Raw genomic sequence first — 3,879 nt, forward strand, 5'->3', positions numbered from 1 at the left:
ATGTCCCTTGGTGAAAATTGGGACACTAACGGGGCAATCTCTAAAAACTATTGGCGACAACGCACAAAAACTGACAAAAGTCAATATTTCGTAATCTATTGATTTACCTATCGTTGCCTGTTTTGAAATACTGTAAGTTATTGAATTAATCCGATTCGTAATTAGTAGGTCGCTGGTTAGATTCCAGCCATTGGCTCCATTTTTTCAATCGCTTATAAACTATGTTCTTTTTGTGGTTAGTATTAATAAGCACATAATAAGCAGTTGGGAGAAAAAGCCGCCAAAAACAGGCATTCATCAGGCACAAAAAAACCGCATGGTTTGTGGCTTTGTTGGTAGATGTTTTTTTTGCTTCGGGGTCATCGCTATTGATGGCTTCCCCCATCAGGGATGGAATCCAGAAAATCCGCTAATCGCTTAGGGATGGTGATATTTTTCAGGTCTATCTGCGTCCAGTCGAAATTGTCGTCCAAAAGAGTTTCCAGTCCACAGCATTCGGGTTGCATTTACTTTTCCAGCTTTTCAAGTCTGGACTTGATCCCCATGGCTTCATGCCCACAAGCCAGATGAACATGAACTCCTCAACCCGATATATCCGCCCGTTAAAGTGCTTATTGCCTCCTCCTTGCCGTGTTTTTTCGTTGAAAAACGCCGCTGCTTCCTCAAGGTCATCGAACTCACCAATCATCAATGTTGGTCGTGGTGGTTCAGTGAAATTCACCCACTCAAGTTTAGCCACCCTGGTTTTCAAGTTCATACCCGCTTATCCAGTAATTTATTTTCTAACCATGCCCTTGCTGATTGTGCGGCCTGTGTTATTGGTTTATTGCTTTTTGTCGACGGTGGCTTCGGTGCGCTTTCGTTATAGTGCCGTATCACGCCATCCAGCCATTGCCTAGCAGCTTCGCTTAATTCAAACGTCTGTATTGGCTTTGCTGCTTGTATTGCTTCCAACTTAACCAGTCTTGATTTTATTGTCATTCCCAGGGCCCCAGTTTATCTTTTGCCTGAATGCTCAAGATAACCACGCAACCAAGGCTGTTCTTCCCCCAAGTCACGACCTTCCAGATTAGCGCATACCCAAACAATGTCATCAGTTGGGATTTCATAATCTCGCCAACCATCGGTCAGGATTTCAACAGCACACTCTCGGTAAGGTAATGATAACTTCAAGACACACTCTTTGAAAATCCAGCAAACATCCCGCCTATGGCTGTAATCGGATAACCACGGCTTGCCTTTTGAAACAAACTGCCGTAATTTGGGTACGTCATTAAGCGCAATCAGTTCTCCGCCATATCGCTTATCCGATACATCCCAAATATGCCCTGCTTCATACAATATTTTTCGGGTTAGAAAAATCTCCTCGTGCAATTCTTCACGGGACATATTCCGTAGCCGTTCCTTGATTGGGTCAACCTTCGGCCTGGACTTTTCTAGTTTAACCAGCCTGTTGTGTAAGCCCATCACGCACCTTTTCTATTGCCGCAATCAACGATATACCCCATCCACTAGGCAGTTTCCTATTGTTGAACGAGCTAGGCATAGGCTTATCAGGCAATGGCGCACCTTCAAAAACATGACGACGATGTGCTGCAAACCATTCAGCCTCATCTATATCTTGTTGGGTAGGTTGCCTGAGATGTGCTTGTGCCTCAAGTTTGTTCAGTCTGGTTTTGATGTTCATTTCTGGTTTCCAAGGCTTCAATCCGCTTGGCTAAGTCGTCAATTTCAACCAATTTGGCCTGATTAGCCATTGCGGTAATTAACATGCTGCCAACGTCCGGGCTAATGTTTCCGCCCATAGTGGCTTTCAAAATTTCGCTGCCCATTCCGTGCAATTCGCCGTTAACTGGCAATGGCAAGTTAATATTCTGCGCTATGGGTTTTAAAGTAGGGCAAACCCGATCCAAAATCAGCTTACACGCCGCCATATCGCCGGATTGTGCCGCCTTCACAACCGTTTCTAAGATGCTGGGCAATGCCTTATGGATTTCCTGCCTGATTTTATTTGCCGTGGATAATCCGGGTGGTCGGCCTTTTGGGTTTCCTGATTCACCTTCTTTGAATTTACTCACTGTTATTTCCTGCTTTTATCAGGCATTTTGCCATAAATAAGATTATTGTCGGTAGCACCCTCCATGCTCCGCTTTCCCTTTTGTTTTCTAAGGTTTAGATAACTATAACCCGATTGATTGTACAAAGTTGAAATTAAATCACGATGACTTTTATTGGCTTTTTTGAGTTAGCTATACTTTGTCTGTCATTACCATTTATGGCATGATTAGCCAATCCAATAAGGCAGGATTTGATTAAACATCACTATTCAGCCGCACCCAACAAAGGAAACAGCAAACTTATCTCATGAACTGGCTAACAAATTGGTTATTCGGTAGCGAAGCACCCGCTAAACAGGCCACGCCGCCGCCCAAAGAAGACCCGCAAGCCCGTTATTTGCGCGATACCTTGGCCTTTGCCCAGCAACAACACAAAGGCTTGCGCCATAAACAGAATGAGCATGAGCGTTGGCAGCAGCATTATGGTTCCCTGCATGTTAAAGAGATAACCCAACTCACGGGCACAGACTTTGAAGACTACCTTTCCAGATTATTCAAAAGCCACGGCTACCACGTAGAAACCACACCCAAAACTGGGGACTATGGCGCAGACCTCATCCTGCTCAAAGATAAACAACGCATTGCCGTACAGGCCAAACGCTGGGTTGGCAGCGTCGGCGTAGGCGCGGTACAAGAAGCCTTAGCCGGCGCATGGCGTATTACCGCTGTCACAGTGCCTGGGTCGTCACCACAGGCAATTACACACCGAATGCGGTGGAACTCGCCAAACAATCCAATGTGCAACTGTTAGGCCGCGCAGAACTCGGCAAACTCATCTTGCAGATACAAAGCCAAACCACACCCAAACATGGCTGACCAACTACCGCAGATTACCGGAAGCCGTGCCGTCAATGCCACGGCAACGCCCACTGCCAGCCTGATCGGTCGCGGCTTAAGTGCCATCCAAAACAAGGGAATCGGCATTGCACAGACTGAACTGGATGCCCGTTACCGGAAGGCGCGGGATGTTTATGATCGAATTACCGATTACAGTTGGGAATATCGGTTTAAGTGCGAGGACATGCCAAAGCGCGACAAACAGTTTGATGTGTTTGAAGACAATCCATTACAGCCCTATTTTGACTTGCTTCAACAACTGGCAGATGTTTTTAAGGTATTTCAGGAATTAGCCGATCAAGGGTACGGCAGAGCGTATTTTCCACTAGCAAGGATGTATTGGGGAGGGCTAGGAATAAATCGAGATACTGAAAAAAAAGAATATTACAGTCGCTCATCTTTTAGCTTTTGCTTAGCAAATCAAACATTGAACGAACTGGAGATCTGGAGCGATTTAGGCTGGATGTACGACAACGGACATGGCATACAGCAAGATTATCAACAAGCCGTGTTCTGGTATCGCAAAGCGGCCGAACAAGGCTATGCGATTGCACAGTATGTTTTAGGTTATACCAATCCCAATAGATTATCATATTAATAAAGCCCATTTACGGGAGCAAAGATTTCGGATGGTGTCGGGTTGGCTGGCGAACTGGTTCCAGGCTTGGCAACACACATCAACGATCTGGCCATAGTCAGCAAAGCATCGGTTTGCCCAATCGGATTGCCGTAGCTGTTGCCAGACTTGTTCGACGGGGTTCAACTCTGGCGAGTAGGGCGGCAAGGGCAGGATGGAAAGATTGACCGGTATTAGCACCTTTTCAGTCATGTGCCACGCCGCCCGGTCCGCAACCAATACGCCGTGCTTGCCAGGCGTGACGGACTCGGCGATCAAATCGAGATGCTGCTGCATGCTTTCGGCATT

The 3,879-nt window shown here is 46.3% G+C and carries 8 protein-coding genes and 1 pseudogene; 3 read left to right on the forward strand and 6 right to left on the reverse strand.

All coding sequences use genetic code 11. The features are described 5' to 3' along the window. Positions 1-442: 442 nt before the first annotated feature. Genes ACLQ6D_RS12000 through ACLQ6D_RS12020 form a run of 5 tightly spaced genes read right to left on the reverse strand, consistent with a single transcriptional unit; the run spans position 443 to position 2,078 of the window. Positions 443-757 (reverse strand): hypothetical protein, encoded by a 315-nt coding sequence (locus tag ACLQ6D_RS12000; RefSeq protein WP_411727524.1) that lies wholly within the window; start codon positions 755-757, stop codon positions 443-445. Next, positions 754-981 (reverse strand): hypothetical protein, encoded by a 228-nt coding sequence (locus tag ACLQ6D_RS12005; RefSeq protein WP_411727525.1) that lies wholly within the window; start codon positions 979-981, stop codon positions 754-756. The genes ACLQ6D_RS12000 and ACLQ6D_RS12005 overlap by 4 nt, the downstream gene beginning before the upstream one ends. A gap of 15 nt (positions 982-996) precedes the next feature. Further along, entirely contained in the window at positions 997-1,467 is a 471-nt protein-coding gene (locus tag ACLQ6D_RS12010; RefSeq protein WP_411727526.1) for a hypothetical protein, read from the reverse strand. After that, a complete protein-coding gene (locus ACLQ6D_RS12015) occupies positions 1,442-1,687 on the reverse strand; it encodes a hypothetical protein (RefSeq protein WP_411727527.1) in 246 nt (81 codons plus the stop codon). The genes ACLQ6D_RS12010 and ACLQ6D_RS12015 overlap by 26 nt, the downstream gene beginning before the upstream one ends. Then, positions 1,656-2,078: a DUF5681 domain-containing protein gene (locus ACLQ6D_RS12020; RefSeq protein WP_411727528.1), complete on the reverse strand. Its 423-nt coding sequence runs from the start codon at positions 2,076-2,078 to the stop codon at positions 1,656-1,658. The genes ACLQ6D_RS12015 and ACLQ6D_RS12020 overlap by 32 nt, the downstream gene beginning before the upstream one ends. Positions 2,079-2,364: 286 nt before the next feature. Here ACLQ6D_RS12020 and ACLQ6D_RS12025 point away from each other — a divergent pair. From ACLQ6D_RS12025 to ACLQ6D_RS12035, 3 genes and pseudogenes are all read left to right on the forward strand, one after another. Next, positions 2,365-2,730 (forward strand): annotated as a pseudogene (locus ACLQ6D_RS12025) (restriction endonuclease); the annotation flags it as partial. A gap of 38 nt (positions 2,731-2,768) precedes the next feature. After that, a complete protein-coding gene (locus ACLQ6D_RS12030; RefSeq protein WP_411727529.1) occupies positions 2,769-2,933 on the forward strand; it encodes a restriction endonuclease in 165 nt (54 codons plus the stop codon). Continuing rightward, on the forward strand, positions 2,926-3,552 hold the full coding sequence (locus tag ACLQ6D_RS12035) for a tetratricopeptide repeat protein (RefSeq protein ID WP_411727530.1): 627 nt from the start codon (positions 2,926-2,928) through the stop codon (positions 3,550-3,552). The genes ACLQ6D_RS12030 and ACLQ6D_RS12035 overlap by 8 nt, the downstream gene beginning before the upstream one ends. Here ACLQ6D_RS12035 and ACLQ6D_RS12040 read toward each other — a convergent pair. Beyond that, positions 3,544-3,879 (reverse strand): transposase (locus ACLQ6D_RS12040; protein ID WP_411727531.1); only part of this gene is annotated, 336 nt, incomplete at its 5' end. The two genes, ACLQ6D_RS12035 and ACLQ6D_RS12040, sit on opposite strands and share 9 nt — an antisense overlap.

The organism is Methyloglobulus sp. (assembly GCF_046714055.1).
In the GTDB taxonomy this organism is placed as follows: Bacteria; Pseudomonadota; Gammaproteobacteria; order Methylococcales; family Methylomonadaceae; genus Methyloglobulus.

Excerpts from the sequence above, each read along its gene's own strand:
- ACLQ6D_RS12035 (WP_411727530.1), top strand. The coding sequence starts at position 2,926 with ATGGCTGACCAACTACCGCAGATTACCGGAAGCCGTGCCGTCAATGCC.
- ACLQ6D_RS12030 (WP_411727529.1), top strand. The coding sequence starts at position 2,769 with ATGGCGTATTACCGCTGTCACAGTGCCTGGGTCGTCACCACAGGCAAT.
- ACLQ6D_RS12005 (WP_411727525.1), bottom strand. The coding sequence starts at position 981 with ATGACAATAAAATCAAGACTGGTTAAGTTGGAAGCAATACAAGCAGCA.
- ACLQ6D_RS12000 (WP_411727524.1), bottom strand. The coding sequence starts at position 757 with ATGAACTTGAAAACCAGGGTGGCTAAACTTGAGTGGGTGAATTTCACT.
- ACLQ6D_RS12010 (WP_411727526.1), bottom strand. The coding sequence starts at position 1,467 with ATGGGCTTACACAACAGGCTGGTTAAACTAGAAAAGTCCAGGCCGAAG.
- ACLQ6D_RS12015 (WP_411727527.1), bottom strand. The coding sequence starts at position 1,687 with ATGAACATCAAAACCAGACTGAACAAACTTGAGGCACAAGCACATCTC.